At 47.1% G+C, this 221-nt stretch carries 1 pseudogene; it reads left to right on the top strand.

Features of this window, described 5'->3' with window-relative positions:
• Positions 1-186, top strand: a pseudogene (locus WFH04_RS18280) (hypothetical protein); the annotation flags it as partial.
• Between the last annotated feature and the right edge of the window lie 35 nt (positions 187-221).

The following is a 221-nucleotide window of genomic DNA, read 5'->3' as shown; positions in this document are numbered from 1 at the left end:
ACAGGGCGGACGCTTTCCGCCGGCATGGCTTCAGCCGCTTCCCTCGCTTTGCTCAGTCCAGGGTCTTCAGCTCATGCTCCTAACGCTTCGCTTTTACTCGCAAAAGAATTTGCTATTCCGGCAGGAGTCGCCGCCTTTCGCTCCAATCAACGAATCTCTTTTATACCGATTTTTGTATTCAAATAATTCTTATCCTAAATGAACCCCAATTTCTTTATATC

This window comes from Sporosarcina sp. USHLN248 (genome assembly GCF_037144575.1).
Taxonomy (GTDB): domain Bacteria; phylum Bacillota; class Bacilli; order Bacillales_A; family Planococcaceae; genus Sporosarcina; species Sporosarcina contaminans.
Note: the sequence above shows the minus strand (reverse complement) of the source record. Positions and strands in the feature narration are given on the sequence as shown.